Origin of the sequence: Variovorax sp. MHTC-1, assembly GCF_003984645.1 — a bacterium.
Taxonomy (GTDB): domain Bacteria; phylum Pseudomonadota; class Gammaproteobacteria; order Burkholderiales; family Burkholderiaceae_C; genus Variovorax.
In genome coordinates this window covers 400894-415572 of the sequence record NZ_RWKI01000001.1, presented here as the reverse complement: position 1 = coordinate 415572, position 14679 = coordinate 400894, and the positions used below count along the sequence as shown (strand labels likewise).

Annotated in this window: 16 protein-coding genes and 1 tRNA gene; 12 read left to right on the top strand and 5 right to left on the bottom strand. The window is 66.7% G+C overall.

Translation table 11 applies throughout. The features are described 5' to 3' along the window. The first annotated feature begins 3 nt into the window (after positions 1–3). Genes purD through rng form a run of 7 tightly spaced genes read left to right on the top strand, consistent with a single transcriptional unit; the run spans position 4 to position 6089 of the window. Complete coding sequence (purD, locus tag EJI01_RS01950; RefSeq protein WP_126835425.1) at positions 4–1314, top strand: phosphoribosylamine--glycine ligase; 1311 nt, start codon at positions 4–6, stop codon at positions 1312–1314. Further along, on the top strand, positions 1314–2228 hold the full coding sequence (hemF, locus tag EJI01_RS01945) for an oxygen-dependent coproporphyrinogen oxidase (protein ID WP_409513922.1): 915 nt from the start codon (positions 1314–1316) through the stop codon (positions 2226–2228). Before purD ends, hemF begins: the two co-directional genes overlap by 1 nt. Beyond that, entirely contained in the window at positions 2219–2839 is a 621-nt protein-coding gene (gene nadD, locus EJI01_RS01940) for a nicotinate (nicotinamide) nucleotide adenylyltransferase (RefSeq protein WP_126835424.1), read from the top strand. The genes hemF and nadD overlap by 10 nt, the downstream gene beginning before the upstream one ends. After that, a complete protein-coding gene (gene rsfS / locus EJI01_RS01935) occupies positions 2839–3492 on the top strand; it encodes a ribosome silencing factor (RefSeq protein WP_126835423.1) in 654 nt (217 codons plus the stop codon). Before nadD ends, rsfS begins: the two co-directional genes overlap by 1 nt. Next, positions 3489–3956, top strand: a complete 468-nt coding sequence (gene rlmH / locus EJI01_RS01930; protein ID WP_126835422.1) for a 23S rRNA (pseudouridine(1915)-N(3))-methyltransferase RlmH — start codon at positions 3489–3491, stop codon at positions 3954–3956. The genes rsfS and rlmH overlap by 4 nt, the downstream gene beginning before the upstream one ends. Next, positions 3953–4558, top strand: coding sequence for a Maf family protein (locus EJI01_RS01925; protein WP_126835421.1), 606 nt, complete (start codon positions 3953–3955; stop codon positions 4556–4558). Before rlmH ends, EJI01_RS01925 begins: the two co-directional genes overlap by 4 nt. Before the next feature lie 4 nt (positions 4559–4562). Beyond that, a complete protein-coding gene (gene rng, locus EJI01_RS01920; protein WP_126835420.1) occupies positions 4563–6089 on the top strand; it encodes a ribonuclease G in 1527 nt (508 codons plus the stop codon). Between the two features lie 9 nt (positions 6090–6098). On the opposite strand, the gene msbA is transcribed toward rng, so the two are convergent. Next, entirely contained in the window at positions 6099–7883 is a 1785-nt protein-coding gene (msbA, locus tag EJI01_RS01915) for a lipid A export permease/ATP-binding protein MsbA (protein WP_126835419.1), read from the bottom strand. Between the two features lie 156 nt (positions 7884–8039). On the opposite strand from msbA, the gene tolB reads away from it, so the two are divergent. The 5 genes from tolB (at position 8040) to EJI01_RS01890 (ending at position 11597) form a co-directional block, all read left to right on the top strand. Further along, positions 8040–9356: a Tol-Pal system beta propeller repeat protein TolB gene (gene tolB, locus EJI01_RS01910; protein WP_185878783.1), complete on the top strand. Its 1317-nt coding sequence runs from the start codon at positions 8040–8042 to the stop codon at positions 9354–9356. Between the two features lie 19 nt (positions 9357–9375). Beyond that, positions 9376–9891, top strand: coding sequence for a peptidoglycan-associated lipoprotein Pal (pal, locus tag EJI01_RS01905; protein ID WP_126835418.1), 516 nt, complete (start codon positions 9376–9378; stop codon positions 9889–9891). Positions 9892–9897: 6 nt separating this feature from the next. After that, the gene (ybgF, locus tag EJI01_RS01900) at positions 9898–10647 is read left to right on the top strand and encodes a tol-pal system protein YbgF (protein ID WP_126835675.1); all 750 of its coding nucleotides are present in this window, start codon (positions 9898–9900) and stop codon (positions 10645–10647) included. Positions 10648–10662: 15 nt separating this feature from the next. Continuing rightward, the gene (locus EJI01_RS01895) at positions 10663–11475 is read left to right on the top strand and encodes a ThiF family adenylyltransferase (protein WP_126835417.1); all 813 of its coding nucleotides are present in this window, start codon (positions 10663–10665) and stop codon (positions 11473–11475) included. Positions 11476–11521: 46 nt separating this feature from the next. After that, positions 11522–11597 (top strand) — tRNA-Lys (locus EJI01_RS01890). A gap of 828 nt (positions 11598–12425) precedes the next feature. Here the strand turns inward: EJI01_RS01890 and EJI01_RS01880 are convergent. The 4 genes from EJI01_RS01880 to EJI01_RS01865 form a co-directional block, all read right to left on the bottom strand. Beyond that, positions 12426–12767, bottom strand: coding sequence for a hypothetical protein (locus tag EJI01_RS01880; protein WP_126835415.1), 342 nt, complete (start codon positions 12765–12767; stop codon positions 12426–12428). 53 nt (positions 12768–12820) lie between these two features. Further along, positions 12821–13354, bottom strand: a complete 534-nt coding sequence (locus EJI01_RS01875) for a hypothetical protein (RefSeq protein ID WP_126835414.1) — start codon at positions 13352–13354, stop codon at positions 12821–12823. Positions 13355–13723: 369 nt separating this feature from the next. Further along, entirely contained in the window at positions 13724–13948 is a 225-nt protein-coding gene (locus tag EJI01_RS01870) for a hypothetical protein (protein ID WP_126835413.1), read from the bottom strand. A 157-nt stretch (positions 13949–14105) separates the two neighbouring features. Then, a complete protein-coding gene (locus tag EJI01_RS01865; RefSeq protein ID WP_126835412.1) occupies positions 14106–14672 on the bottom strand; it encodes a hypothetical protein in 567 nt (188 codons plus the stop codon). Between the last annotated feature and the right edge of the window lie 7 nt (positions 14673–14679).

Below are 14679 nucleotides of genomic sequence, written 5' to 3'. Positions count from 1 at the left end.
CGAATGAAGGTACTGGTGATTGGGGGGGGGGGCCGCGAGCACGCGCTGGCGTGGCGGCTGGCGCAGGCCGCTCGGGTAAGCCGGGTCTATGTGGCGCCGGGCAACGGCGGCACGCGCGCGGATTCGCGCTACGAGTGCATCGACATTTCCGAGCCCGCCGCGCTGCGCGCCTGGGCGTTGAAGGAAAAGATCGCGTTGACCGTGGTCGGCCCCGAGGCGCCGCTGGCGGCCGGCGTGGTCGACGAATTCCGCGCGCACGGCCTGCGCATCTTCGGGCCCACCAAGGCGGCGGCGCAGTTGGAGAGCTCCAAGGCTTTTTCCAAGGCCTTCATGAAGCGCCACAAGATCCCGACGGCCGAATACGAGGCCTTCACTCATCCCGCGGCCGCGCATGCCTACGTGAATGCCAAGGGCGCACCGATCGTGGTCAAGGCCGATGGCCTGGCTGCCGGCAAAGGCGTGGTGGTGGCGATGACGCTCGAGGAGGCGCACCAGGCCATCGACTTCATGCTGCTGGACAACAAGCTCGGCATCACCCACAACGAGGGCGAAGACGGGAAGGCTTCGCCGCGCGTCGTCATCGAGGAATTCTTGGAAGGCGAGGAAGCCAGCTTCATCGTGCTGTGCGATGGCCGCAACGTGACCGCGCTGGCCACCAGCCAGGACCACAAGCGCCTTTTGGACGACGACCAGGGCCCTAACACCGGCGGCATGGGCGCTTATTCACCGGCTCCGGTGGTCACGGCCGAGGTGCATGCGCGCGCGATGCGCGAGATCATTCTGCCGACCATCCGCGGCATGGAAAAGGACGGCATTCCCTTTACCGGCTTCCTCTACGCGGGCCTGATGATCGATGCCGCGGGCCATCCGAAGACGCTCGAATTCAACTGCCGCATGGGCGACCCCGAGACCCAGCCGATCATGATGCGGCTCAAGTCCGACCTGTTCGAGGTGTTTTGGCACGCCACCGACGGCACGCTGGACCAGGTCGAGCTCGATTGGGACCGCCGCGTCGCGCTCGGGGTGGTGATGGCGGCGCACGGCTATCCGCTGACGCCGCGCAAGGGCGACCGCATCACGGGTATTCCGCCCGAGGCGCCCGATGCCGTCGTGTTCCATGCGGGCACCGCGATCGAAGACGGCGAACTCAAGGCCAGCGGCGGGCGCGTCCTCTGCGTGACCGTGCTGGCCGACAGCGTCAAGCAGGCGCAGCAGCGCGCCTATGCGGTCGCGGCGCGCATCCAGTTCGACGGCGCGCAGTACCGCAAGGACATCGGGCACCGCGCCGTCCACGCGCGCGGTTCGCAAGGCTGATGCAACAGGATCCGCGAGCGGTCGGCGACTACCTGCGGGGTCTGCAGCAACGCATCGTGGCCGCGCTCGAAGCGGCCGACGGCAGCGACTGCCTTCGCGACGAGTGGCAGAAGGAGCCAGGCGAGCCGCTGCAGGGCAGCGGCCTGACCTGCATCCTCGAAGAGGGCCCGCTGTTCGAGCGCGCCGGCTGCGGCTTCTCGCAGGTACGCGGCCCCCAGCTGCCGCCCGCGGCCACCCAGCATCGCCCCGAGCTGGCCGGTGCCCCTTTCGAGGCGATGGGTGTGTCGCTGGTGTTCCACCCGCGCAATCCCTACGTGCCGACCGTGCACATGAACGTGCGCATGCTGGCCGCGCTGCCGGCGGGCGGCGAGCCCGTGTGCTGGTTCGGCGGCGGCATGGACCTCACGCCGTACTACGGCTTCGAGGAGGATGCGGTGCACTTCCACCGTGCCTGCCGCGATGCGCTGGCGCCCTTCGGCGCCGACAAGTACCCGCGCTTCAAGACCTGGTGCGACGAGTATTTCTTCTTGAAGCACCGCAACGAGCAGCGCGGCATCGGCGGTATCTTCTTCGACGATTTCGCCGAGCTCGGTTTCGAGCAGAGTTTTGCGATGCTGCGCGCGGTCGGCGACGCCTTTCTTCCGGCCTACCTGCCGATCGTCGAGCGGCGTCGCGACATGCCCTGGGGCGAGCGCGAACGCGCGTTCCAGCTCTATCGCCGCGGACGCTATGTGGAATTCAACCTGGTGTGGGACCGCGGCACGCACTTCGGCCTGCAGTCGGGTGGCCGCACCGAGTCGATTCTCTTGTCGATGCCGCCGTTCGCGAGCTGGGCGTACCGCCAGGCGCCAGAGCCCGGTACGCCCGAGGCTGCGCTCTACAGCGACTTCATCGTGCGGCGCGAATGGTTGTGAGCGGGCCCCGCATCGGCGTCTTCGGCGGGGCCTTCGATCCGCCTCACAACGCGCATGTCGCGCTGGTAGAGGCCGCGCTGGCGCAGCTGAACCTGGCCGAGCTGCGCATCTTCCCGACCGGCGACGCCTGGCACAAGCGGCGGGCATTGAGCGTGGCCGAGCACCGCCTCGCCATGGCGCAGCTGGCCTTCGGCGGCTTCGAGCGCACGGTGGTCGACGCGCGCGAAACGCTGCGCCCGGGCCCTACCTACACGCTCGACACCTTGCGCGAGCTGCAGCAGGAGCAGCCCGGCACCCAACTGGTGTTGATCATGGGCGCCGACCAGGCCGCTTCGTTGCCGCAATGGCACGGCTGGCAGGAGATTTTGTCGATTGCTATCGTTTCCGTAGCGGATCGCGCAGGCGCCACGGGCTCTGCCGGTCCCGCAGGCCCTAGAATCCTGCCTCCTCTCCCGTCCGGTGCGCGCGTCGAAACCCTCGAACTCGCGCCGATGGACATCAGCGCGACCGACATCCGGACCCGCGCAGCAACGAGCGTCGACTTTTCTCGTCTGGTTCCGCCGGCGGTTGCACGCTATATTGACCAACACCACCTCTATCGATCCGCCTGATGAACACTGAAGCCGCCGCCAAGAAAGACACCCAGAAACTCCAGAGAGCCATCATCGACGGCCTCGAGGACGTCAAGGCGCAGGACATCCAGGTATTCGACACCGAGCATCTCTCGCCGCTTTTCGAGCGCGTGATCGTCGCTTCGGGCACCTCCAACCGCCAGACCAAGGCGCTGGCCGCCAGCGTGCGCGATGCGGTGAAGGACGCCGGCTTCGGCAAGCCGCGCGTGGAGGGCGAGGACAACGGCGAGTGGATCATCGTGGACTGCGGGGCCGCGGTCGCGCACATCATGCAGCCGGCGATCCGGCAGTACTACCACCTCGAAGAGATCTGGGGCGACAAGCCGGTGCGCACCAAGCTGGGTGCTTCGAAACCCGCGGCCCCCGCCAAGGCAAGCGAGGAAAAAGCGCCCGCGGCCAAGCACAGCACCTCGCTGCGCCGCTCCAGCGCGGCGAAGACGGCGATTCGCGCTGCCGAACAGGACGCCAAGGCAGCCAAGGCAAGGCCCGCGGCCAAGAAGACCGCTGCCCGGAAGACGCCGGTCAAGACGGTGGTCGTGAACAAGGCGCCCGCGAAGAAAGCCGCAGCCTCGAAGAAGGCCGCGCCGGCGGCGAAGAAGGCGCCGCGCAAGACCGCTTCGTCGCGGTCATGAAACTGCTGGTGGTCGCGGTCGGGCTGCGCATGCCCGACTGGGCACAGACCGCCTGGGACGACTACGCCAAGCGTTTTCCGCCCGAACTCAAGCTCGAACTGCGTGCGGTCAAGACCGAGCCGCGCAGCTCCAAGACGCTCGAAACGCTCTACGCGGCCGAGCGCGAACGCATCGAAGCCGCGATCGCCAAGGGCATGCGCATCGTGGTGCTGGACGAGCGCGGCACCGCGCTCACCACCAAGGCGCTCGCTGCCCGCTTGCAGGCCTGGCAAGGCGAGGGCGACGACGTCGCTCTGGTGATCGGCGGCCCCGACGGGCTGGATCCCGCCTTCAAGGCCGCCGCGCACGAACGCATCCGCCTGTCGGATCTGACATTGCCTCACGCAATGGCGCGCGTGCTGCTGGTCGAGCAGCTCTACCGCGCCTGGTCGGTCAATGCCGGGCATCCTTATCACCGCGAATGAACTCGTCCTTCATCTATCTTGCGTCGCAGAGTCCGCGGCGCGCGCAACTGCTGGGACTGCTCGGCGTTCACCACGAACTGCTGCTGGCGGGGCCGGACGAAGACAGCGAGTCGCTGGAACACGAACTGCCCGGCGAATCGCCGACGGCTTATGTGCAGCGGGTCACCGCGCTCAAGCTCGATGCGGCCGTGGCGCGGCGCAAGCGCTTGGGCCTGCCGCCGGCCCCCGTGCTTTGCGCCGACACCACCGTTGCGCTGGGCCGCACCATCCTGGCCAAGCCCGAGGGCGAGCGGGACGCCGAGCGCATGCTCGCACTGCTGTCCGGGCGCACCCATCGCGTGCTGACGGCGATCGCGCTGCAGCACGGGAAGCGACGGCATGCGGCGCTCAGCGTTTCGCGCGTGCGCTTCGCCGCCGTCGCCAAGTCGCGGATCGCCGACTACGTGGCCACCGGCGAACCGATGGGCAAGGCCGGCGCCTATGCCATCCAGGGCAGAGCCGCAGCTTTCGTCGAGCACATCAGCGGCTCGCATTCGGGCATCATGGGCCTCCCGATGTTCGAGACCGCCCAGCTGCTGCGCCAGGCCGGCTTCAGGCTCTAGAAAAATGCAAGACATCCTGATCAACTGGTCCCCCCAGGAGACCCGCGTCGCCCTGGTCGAGCATGGCGCCGTCCAGGAACTGCACGTGGAGCGCACGCTCGAGCGCGGGCTGGTCGGCAACATCTACCTCGGCAAGGTCTCGCGCGTGCTGCCCGGCATGCAGTCGGCCTTCATCGACATCGGGCTCGACCGCACGGCTTTCCTGCACGTCGCCGACATCGTGGCGCCTTTCACGCCCGGCTCGCGCCCCAGCGCGGCGCAGCCGGAGCGCGACAGCCGCAACGGCGGCGCGGTGGTGCCGATCGAGAAGCAGGTGTTCGAAGGGCAGTCGCTCCTGGTGCAGGTGATCAAGGATCCGATCGGCACCAAGGGCGCACGGTTGTCGACCCAGATCAGCATCGCCGGCCGGCTGCTGGTCTTCCTGCCGCAGGACAACCATGTCGGCGTCTCGCAGAAAATCCCGCCCGACTTGCGTGAAGCGCTGCGCGCGCGCATGCAGGCGCTGATCGAGGCCGCCGCCGCGGCCGACAGCGGGGGCGTGGTGCCCGAGAACACCGGCGGCTTCATCTTGCGCACCAACGGCGAGGATTCGAGCGATGCCGAGCTGGCCGAAGACATCGCCTACCTGCGCAAGACCTGGTCGCGCATCCGCGAGCTGTCCTCGCGCATGCCGCCGATGTCGCTGCTGCACCAGGATCTGAGCCTGCTGCAGCGCGTGCTGCGCGACATGACCAGCGAGGACACGCAGACCATCCGCATCGACTCGCGCGAGCAGTTCGACCTGCTCCTCAAATTCGGCCTCGAGTTCATGCCGCAGGCGGCCGGCAAGCTGCAGCTTTACAAGGGCGAGCGGCCGATCTTCGACCTCTATTCGATCGACGAGGAAATTGCCAAGGCCCTGGGCCGCCGCGTCGACCTGAAGTCCGGCGGCTACCTCGTGGTCGACCAGACCGAGGCGCTGACCACTGTCGACGTGAACACCGGCGGGTTCGTCGGCGCACGCAATTTCGACGACACCATCTTCAAGACCAACCTCGAGGCCGCGCAGGCCATTGCGCGGCAGCTGCGGCTGCGCAACCTGGGCGGGATCATCATCGTTGACTTCATCGACATGGCGCGCGACGACCACCGCGAGCAGGTGCTGGCCGAGTTCCGCAAGCAGCTCGCGCGCGATCGCGTCAAGACCACGGCCGGCGGCTTCTCGCAGTTGGGCCTGGTCGAGATGACGCGCAAGCGCACGCGGGAGTCGCTGGCCCACATGCTGTGCGAGCCCTGCCTGGCCTGCAACGGGCAGGGCATCGTGAAGACCGCGCGCAGCGTCGCCTACGACGTGCTGCGCGAGATCCTGCGCGAGGCGCGCCAGTTCACGCCGCGCGAGTTCCGCATCGTGTCGTCGCCGCAGGTGATCGAGCTCTTTCTCGACGAGGAGAGCCAGCATCTCGCGGGACTCAGCGATTTCATCGGCAAGCCGATCTCGCTGCAGGCGGAGCCTGCGATGGGGCAGGGGCAGTACGACATCGTGCTGCTCTAGCCGGCCGCGCTAGAGCGTCGGATCGTGGCCGGCGGTGGCGCTGCGCACCGCATGCGTCTGAAGCCGCGCATAGAGCCCGTCCAGCGCCATCAGCTGCGCATGGCTGCCTTGCTCGGCGACGCGGCCGTGCTCCATCACGATGATGCGGTCGGCATGCTGAATGGTCGAGAGCCGGTGCGCGACGATCAAGGTGGTGCGGCTCTGCATCAGCCGCTGCAACGCCTCCTGCACCAGTCGCTCGGATTCGGTATCGAGTGCCGAGGTGGCCTCGTCGAGCAGCAGCACGGGCGCGTCCTTGTAGAGCGCACGCGCGATCGCCAGGCGCTGCCGCTGTCCGCCCGAGAGCTGCGTCGCGTTGTGGCCGAGCACGGTGTCGATGCCCTGCGGCAGGCTCTCGACGTGCACGGCCAGGTTCGCGGCCGCCACGCAGGCGAGCACGCGTTCGCGGTCGACCGCGGCGCCCAGCGCCACGTTGGCGGCCAGCGTGTCGTTGAGCATGACCACGTCCTGGCTCACCATCGCGAACTGCGCGCGCAGGCTTTTCAGCTGCCAATCGGCGACGTCGTGGCCGTCCAGCAGCACCCGGCCGGCGCTCGGCAGCACGAAGCGCGGCAGCAGGTTGACCAGGGTGGTCTTGCCCGATCCCGATGGCCCGACGAAGGCCACCACCTCGCCGGGCGCGATCGAGAGGCTCACGCCGTCGAGCGCCCGCGCCTCGTCTTCGCCGCGGTAGTTGACCCGCACCGCGCGCAGCTCGATACGGCCTTCGGCTCGCGGCGTCTCGAAGCGGCCCTGCGATTCGGAGGCGACGCTGTCGATCAAGGTCAGGCCGCGCTCGAGCGCTGCGAGCCCGCGCGTGATCGGGCCGGCGATGTCGGCGAGGCGACGGATCGGCGCGATCAGCATCAGCATCGCCGTGATGTAGGCGACGAAGCCGCCCACCGTCAGGCCCTGCTCGCCGCTTTGCCAGAGGGCGATCATCACCACCACCGACAGCGCGACGGCCGCCACGACCTGAGTCAGCGGCGTCATCGCGGCGGAGGCGATGGTGGACTTCACGGCCAGGCGATTCAGGCTTTGGCTGAGGCGGTCGAAGCGCTCGGTCTGGCTGGCCTCGGCGTTGTGCAGGCGCACCATGCGGTGGGCCAGCACGTTCTCCTCCACCACGTAGGCCAGCTCGTCGGTGGCCTGCTGTCCGAGCTGCGTGAGGCGATAGAGGCGCTTCGAGAACACCTTCATGATCCAGGCCACGCCGGGCACCAGCACGCCGACGATCAAGGTCAGCTTCCAGTTCAGATAGATCAGGTAGGCCAGCAGCGCAATGAGCGTGAAGCCGTCGCGCGACAGGCCCAGCAGTGCCTGCACCAGCAGCATGGCGCCGGTCTGGACCTCGTAGACCACGGTGTTCGACAGTGCGCTCGCCGACTGGCGCGAGAAGAGGGCGAGCTCGGCCGCAAGCAGCCGTTCGAACATCACGCGGCGCAGCCGCTGCATGCCTTCGTTGGCGATGCGTGCCAGCGCGTATTGCGAGACGAACTGCGCCAGGCCGCGCACCGCGAAGAGCAGGATGATGGCTGCCGGCACCATCCAGAGCGCAAGTTGTCCGCGCGTGAAACCGCGGTCGAGCAGCGGCTTGAGCAGCGCGGGCATCAGCGGCTCGGTCAAGGCGGCGACGAGGGCCGTGACGAGCCCGAGTGCCCACCAGCGACGCGAGCCCCCGAACCAGGTCATGAGTCGCGCGAGCCGGCGCGTGAGAGGAGGGCGCGCGGACTCGGCGTCGGGGGAAGGCTGCATGGCGGCGCATTCTACGGTTGCGTAGAGTCGCCGCCTGCTGTAGGACCACGCCGGCACATACACGTTTTGTGACCTTGCGTGCATCGCCTTGTGTACCATGTGGCCTCGTTTCGTCCGGGACGTGAAACTTAAATCCCGGAAACCTCTCCGAACTGCATGAAAAAGCCGTTGCAAGAATTCTCCCCAACCCCTTCTTCATCGTTCTCCGTCCGCCGCACACTGATCGCGGCACTGGCCGCCTCCCCCGTTCTTCCCGCGCTCGCCCAGTTCAGGGTCGAGGTGTCGGGCGTCGGTTTGACGCAGCTGCCGATCGCGCTTGCGCCTTTCAAGGGTGAAGACGCATCGCCGCAAAAGCCCGCGGCCATCGTCCAGGCCGATCTCGAACGCAGCGGCCAGTTCCGCGGCGTCGACGCGTCGGGCCAGTCGCTGGACGAGACCTCGCGTCCCGACCTGAGCCTGTGGCGGCAACGCACGGCCGATTCGCTGGTCGTGGGCAGCGTGACGCGGCTCGCGGACGGCCGCTACGACGTGCGCTTCCGCCTCTGGGACGTGGTGCGCGGCCAGGATCTCGGCGGACAGAGCTACACCGTGCCGCAAGGCGATCTGCGCCTCGCCTCGCACCGCATCGCGGACTATGTCTACGAAAAGCTTACCGGCGAGAAAGGCATCTTCTCGACCCGCATCGCCTACGTGACCAAGGGCGGCACCCGCTACAACCTGTGGGTCGCCGATGCCGATGGCGAGAACGCGCAGGCCGCGCTCGCGAGCCCCGAGCCGATCATCTCGCCGGTCTGGTCGTCCAACGGTGCACAGATCGCCTACGTGTCCTTCGAATCGCGCAAGCCGGTGGTGTACGTGCACAACGTCGCCAGCGGCCAGCGGCGGCTGGTGGCGAACTTCAAGGGCTCCAACAGTGCGCCGGCCTGGGCGCCCGACGGCGGCACACTGGCCGTCACGCTGAGCCGCGACGGCGGTTCGCAGCTCTACACCATCTCGTCGAACGGCGGCGAACCGCGCCGACTCACGCAGAGCAACAGCATCGACACCGAGCCGGTGTACTCTGCCGACGGCAGCACCATCTATTTCGTGAGCGATCGCGGCGGTGCCCCGCAGATCTACAAAATGGGCGCCAGCGGCGGCAACCCGACGCGCGTGACCTTCAGCGGCACCTACAACATTTCTCCGTCGGTCAGCGGCGATGGCCGGTGGTTGGCCTACATCTCGCGGGTGGGTGGTGCCTTCAAACTCCACGTGATGGAACTGGCGACCGGCAACGTGACGGCGCTCACCGATACCACGGCCGACGAGAACCCCAGTTTCGCCCCGAACAGCAAGCTGATCGTCTATGCCACCCGGCTGCAAGGCAGGGAGGCGCTGATGACCACGACACTCGATGGAAAAATAAAAGCTCGACTGGCGGGACAGGCGGGAGACATCCGAGAACCGGACTGGGGTCCGTTTCAAAAGCAATGATTAACTTGAGGAGTTCGAAATGTTGAAACGTACGATTTATTCGCTGGCCATCGTGGCGCTGATCGCCGGGTGCTCGTCCGGCACCAAGCTGAGCGACACGCCGGTGGTGGACCGCTCAGGCACCGCCGGAGGGTCTGGCGGAGCGGCCAGCGGCGTCGCGCCGGTCAGCATCGACCCGCGCGCGCAGACCGCACAAGGCCCCGTCGGCGTGGCAAGAATCGTCTATTTCGACTTCGACAGCTACACGATCAAGCCCGAGTTCCAGTCGCTGATCGATGGCCATGCCCGCTTTCTGAAGGCCAATCCGCAGCGCCGCATCTCGATCGAAGGCCACACCGACGAGCGCGGCGGCCGCGAATACAACCTGGCGCTGGGCCAGAAGCGCTCCGAAGCCGTGCGTCGTTCGCTCGGCCTCCTGGGCGTGCCGGACAGTCAGATCGAGGCTGTGAGCTTCGGCAAGGAAAAGCCGGCGGCGCCCGGCAGCACCGAAGACGCCTGGGCGCAGAATCGTCGCGCCGAGATCACCTACCGTTGATTGATGATGCGACGAGTTTCCCTGCGTAGCGCGGCCCTCGCTGCCGCCTTGTTGTGTGCCTCGCTGGGCGCACAGGCTGCGCTGTTCGAGGACGACGAGGCACGCCGCGCGATCCTCGATTTGCGCCAGCGCGTCGAGGCCATGCGTCAGCAGGCCGAGCAGCGCCAGAACGACGAGAACGCTCAGCTGCGGCGCAGCCTGCTCGATCTGCAGACGCAGATCGAGCAGATGCGCGGCGATCTCCAGCGCATGACGGGCCAGAACGAGCAGCTCACGCGCACGATCACCGAGCTTCAGCAGCGCCAGGCCGAGATCGACGATCGGCTTAAGAGGAACGAGCCGGCGAAGGTCGCGGTCGACGGCCGCGAGTTCACGGCCGACCCGAAGGAGAAGGCCGACTTCGATGCCGCGCTGGGCATCTTCCGCGCCGGCCAGTTCGCTCAGGCGCAGACGGCCTTCGCCGAGTTCGTGAAGCGCTACCCGCAAAGCGGCTACAACCCGTCGGCGCTGTTCTGGCTCGGCAACGCGCAGTACGCCACGCGCAACTACAACGAGGCGATCGCCAATTTCAGGTCGATGCTTTCGCTGGCGCCCGATCACGCGAAGGCGCCCGAGGCGGTTCTGTCGATCGCGAACTGCCAGATCGAACTGAAGGACACGCGCGCGGCACGCCGCACGCTCGAGGACCTGACCAAGGCCTATCCGCAGTCCGAAGCCGCGCAGGCCGGGCGTGAGCGCCTTTTGCGCCTCCGGTAGACCCGGGGCAGCGGCTTGAACCCGGAGCCCGCCGCCGTCCCCCTGGACGACGCCGATCTGGCCCGCCGCTTCGGCGGGCTCGAGCGGCTCTATGGCGTGCCGGGCGCGGGCCGCATCCGCGACGCTCATGTGCTGGTCGCCGGCATCGGCGGCGTCGGCTCCTGGGCGGTCGAGGCACTGGCGCGCAGCGGCGTCGGGCGCCTCACGCTGATCGACCTCGACCACATCGCCGAATCCAACATCAATCGGCAGATCCATGCGCTCGACACCACCGTGGGTCAGGCCAAGGTCGAAGCCATGCGCGAGCGCATCACGCACATCCATCCGGCCTGCGAGGTGCTGGCCATCGACGAATTCGTCGAGCCCGGCAACTGGCAAGACCTGCTGGCGAGCGCGCAGTCGGCGAACGGGTCCGTGGCGGCCGTCATCGATGCCTGCGACCAGGTGCGCGCCAAGCTGGCCATGGCGGCCTGGGCACGCGAGACCGGCACCGGCTTCATCACCGTGGGGGCGGCCGGTGGAAAGCGGCTGGCCCACAAGGTCGACATCGACGACCTCGCTCTGGTCACCCACGACCCGTTGCTCGCGCAACTGCGCCAGCGCCTGCGCAAGGAACATGGCGCGCCGCGCGAGGGCCGCAAGATCGGCGTGAGCTGCGTCTTCAGCCGCGAAAGCGTGGCGCCGCCCGACGCCTCGTGCGCGATCGAGGAGGGCGACGGTTCGCTCAACTGCCATGGCTACGGCTCGGTGGTGAGCGTGACGGCCACCTTCGGACAATGTGCGGCGGGCTGGGTTCTGGACCGGATCGCGCGCAACGGCACGCTATAATTTCGGGCTTTGCCGGCTTCGACGCCGGGCGAGAAAAACAAAGAGTGGGACGTTAGCTCAGTTGGTAGAGCAGCGGACTTTTAATCCGTTGGTCACAAGTTCGAATCTTGTACGTCCTACCACCCAACCGCTCTGTTTGCGCACCCAACAGCAGAGCCATCGCGCGAAGGGCGTTTTCGCCCTGACTCTCGACTCCATCTTGAAAGCCCTGATCTCCAGCAGGAGCTCGGCGAGAGATCGGACTCCCACGACGCGAGCTTTTACCCGCAGCCCTCGCCAGCGGAGGTGCTGCCTCCAAAGGCGGGTTGCCCTCAGCAAGAAGCTGGACAATCCACAAAAAAGTAAGACAATAGAACTACATATGGGATGTTTTCACATTCACCGACGGTAGAACGAGATGAATGTCACAGGGCTGCTGGAACGTGATGACAACGACCGCGAATGTGGCGATCGACCCTTACCGCAGAAGCGTGCGTAAGGCTAGGCTTGCGGCTGTGCAGGTTCGCAGTGCGGTAGTGGACCGAATCGTGGTCGCCTTCAGGAAGCAGATCGAAGGTGGAGGGCCAGGGCCTGCCGACGCCGATCTGCTGCTGTTCGCGAGGGTCGCCATTGCGGAGCGAAGGCTGTTGCGCCTCGCGCGTCCGACGGACCGATTTGCTCGTCGCCCGGAGCCGAGAGGCAATCAGCGTTCTTCCGGCGCTCGAGCAAGTCAATGGAAATGACGGCCTCCTCAGCTCCTTCTTCGGAAGATCCAGGTACTTCAAGTCCCGACCGTTCGGTGCCTTCGCGTGCGGCCTGCCAAATCCTGGCGGAGCGTACTGGCGTAGTCGCACCCGGGGCACCGCTGTCCGATGAGTTGATGGCGTTTGCCGAGGCAGTCGCGAAGATGGCCTTGCGAGGCGGCGTCGGTGAAGCTGGAACCGGGTGAGGCTCAGAGATAGCGCAACTTCTCAACCCACGATGAGGAAGCGGACAAGGCTGAGGAGCAAGCCCAGCGCGACGAACGTCGCGATCGTCGTCGTGACCAAGCCAGCCGATCCTTCGTCTCCGTTCTGCCGGCTCGGCGTGGCGTAGACCCTGGGCTTTGCCCCCGCCGTGTCGAAAGCGGTGCTGAACGGGCTGTAGATCGCCCCGCCCAGGCTTGCCGAGCTCGATTCGTCGCCCTCGATATACCCACCGGCTGCTTGGTCCATTTTGGCCGAGGACGCTTTGTCGGCCTCGGCCGCGACCAGCGATGCACCTGGGGGCACCGACAGCGCTGCCAGACAAATGCCAGCCAGCGCCCGGCGCACGCCAGGTTTTCTTTTCGCCACAACGGAGCCCTTCGGATTGCGCGACTCCTTGACTACTTGTTGCCGGTCAGCCTGTGCGCTTGATGATTGCCGAAGGTCAGCGGGGTGGCCGTGTCGCACTTGAGCGCGGGCGTCGCGGCTCCCGTCAGGGTGATGACGACCAGCGCAGTGTCTTTGGTGCCAGGCTCTCCGCCATCGGTGAATGTGAACGTGATCGACGCCGGCTGGCCGTTGAAGGTGCCGGTTCCGGCTCCCTCAAAGGTGTCGAAGGGCGCGCTCGGGGGTTGCTGGATCGCCTCAGTGTCGGTGCACAGGGCCTTGGTCAAAGTGGTCAGATGGAAATTGTCGCCACCGGAGAAGTTGATTTCCAGATTGTTCGGCTCTGCAGGGCTGGGCTGATCGTCGGTCTTGCAATGCAACTGGAACCCGTGCGTCACTCTTTGATTCCCTGTCGCGAGCTCACTGCAGAAAAAGCTTCCACCACCCGTCATTCGGCCTTGCTCGTGCGCCCATGCAGAGCCCAACATCATGATCGCCGCCGCTGCCGCGGAAGCGCATGGCACAGTCTTACCATGAGGCTTGTCCATGATCTTCCCCTTGCCCCGCCACGGGCAGTGATACCAGGGCCCGAGCCACTCACTTCAGGACACATCGATCAGACAGACAGACACGCAGGCCCATCGGGCGCAAACGTTTTACGCCTCAGGTGGACTTTCATCCATACAACGAATGGCCTATAGAACCAGGCGCGAACAGGTGAAGTAGAAACTTCAATATCAACATGCGAAGGCACTGAAACCCACCATGGGCAGTCTTTTGGAAGACCGGGAAATCACGGCGCCATATCGAAGTACGTCTTGAAGTTCGCGGAGGCGCTGCAAAAGCCGGCCCAATAGGAAAGGCCCGCATGCCTGTCGGCTTGCGGGCCTCTTGGGGGAGCAGTTCTGGCGCTAAGTTCAGGCCGCCTCGTTGCCATCGATGGCCGGGTGAGTGCTCGAGATGGCGGAGACGATACCGACGGCGCTCGCGCGCAGCAGCTCCTGCCGCAGGGCCGTCTCCAGCTGACGGCGCGCCGTGTCCGGGCGGTCGTGATCGTACTCTTCGTCCAGCTCGCAGTGCAGGTAGTAGTCGACCCGGGCCATGAGTCGCTCTATCGATGCTGCGAGGTCTGTCTCATTCATCTTTCGCTCTCCTCACCTTGATCCCTGTCTTGGCCTCTGGGGGCTCGCCCCTGATCGGAGCCTGTCGCTTTGGCCGCATTATGACCCGGCTGCACAATTGCGCCGGATTTCATGGCGTGGTATGCCAACAGCTTGTGGGGGCAAAGGCACAGCCCGGTCAGTGCAGCCGGAGTCGATTCCATGTCTGGCGGAGGCGAGAGGGCGCCGCCGGCTGCTCGGCACGGGGCGCCCCTTCAGGCGGCGGAAGCAGGTGCCGGACCGATTGCGCCACCTGTACGCATTCCTTGATGTGCAGCTCGCCCAGCGTACGCAAGGCGGCATAGCCCAGCGCGGCCGAGACGACCTGGCCCGCGATGGGCACGTACTTGGTGGCCTGCTTCGCCGTCAGGCGGATGCCGGCATGGCGAGCCAGCTTGATCAGCAGTTCGCGGGTCACGAGCTTGCCCACCAGCAAGGCGCCGACGGCGGCGGCCGCTTTCTGCACGCCCTCGCGCTGATGAGGCCCCAGGCGCTGGATCTGGGCCACTGAGAGGCCGAATTCCGCACTGATTTGGGGCACCACCCGCGAGAGCAGTGCCGCGTCGGCGGCCCAATCGACGCCGGGAAGCGGCACCGCGCTCGCGGCGGCTGCGATCAGCGCCTTGCGGCCGAGCAGGCGCCGGCTGCGCCGGATCGCCGCAATCAGCTGCGGATCACCCTGGGCGAGTTCGATGGCCGACGGCATAGTCGGC

Bases quoted from the DNA above. Each gene is read 5' to 3' on its own strand.
- nadD (WP_126835424.1), top strand. From the start codon at position 2,219: ATGGTTGTGAGCGGGCCCCGCATCGGCGTCTTCGGCGGGGCCTTCGAT.
- ybgF (WP_126835675.1), top strand. From the start codon at position 9,898: ATGCGACGAGTTTCCCTGCGTAGCGCGGCCCTCGCTGCCGCCTTGTTG.
- rsfS (WP_126835423.1), top strand. From the start codon at position 2,839: ATGAACACTGAAGCCGCCGCCAAGAAAGACACCCAGAAACTCCAGAGA.
- msbA (WP_126835419.1), bottom strand. From the start codon at position 7,883: ATGCAGCCTTCCCCCGACGCCGAGTCCGCGCGCCCTCCTCTCACGCGC.
- purD (WP_126835425.1), top strand. From the start codon at position 4: ATGAAGGTACTGGTGATTGGGGGGGGGGGCCGCGAGCACGCGCTGGCG.
- rng (WP_126835420.1), top strand. From the start codon at position 4,563: ATGCAAGACATCCTGATCAACTGGTCCCCCCAGGAGACCCGCGTCGCC.
- rlmH (WP_126835422.1), top strand. From the start codon at position 3,489: ATGAAACTGCTGGTGGTCGCGGTCGGGCTGCGCATGCCCGACTGGGCA.
- tolB (WP_185878783.1), top strand. From the start codon at position 8,040: ATGAAAAAGCCGTTGCAAGAATTCTCCCCAACCCCTTCTTCATCGTTC.
- EJI01_RS01875 (WP_126835414.1), bottom strand. From the start codon at position 13,354: ATGGACAAGCCTCATGGTAAGACTGTGCCATGCGCTTCCGCGGCAGCG.
- hemF (WP_409513922.1), top strand. From the start codon at position 1,314: ATGCAACAGGATCCGCGAGCGGTCGGCGACTACCTGCGGGGTCTGCAG.
- pal (WP_126835418.1), top strand. From the start codon at position 9,376: ATGTTGAAACGTACGATTTATTCGCTGGCCATCGTGGCGCTGATCGCC.
- EJI01_RS01925 (WP_126835421.1), top strand. From the start codon at position 3,953: ATGAACTCGTCCTTCATCTATCTTGCGTCGCAGAGTCCGCGGCGCGCG.
- EJI01_RS01865 (WP_126835412.1), bottom strand. From the start codon at position 14,672: ATGCCGTCGGCCATCGAACTCGCCCAGGGTGATCCGCAGCTGATTGCG.
- EJI01_RS01870 (WP_126835413.1), bottom strand. From the start codon at position 13,948: ATGAATGAGACAGACCTCGCAGCATCGATAGAGCGACTCATGGCCCGG.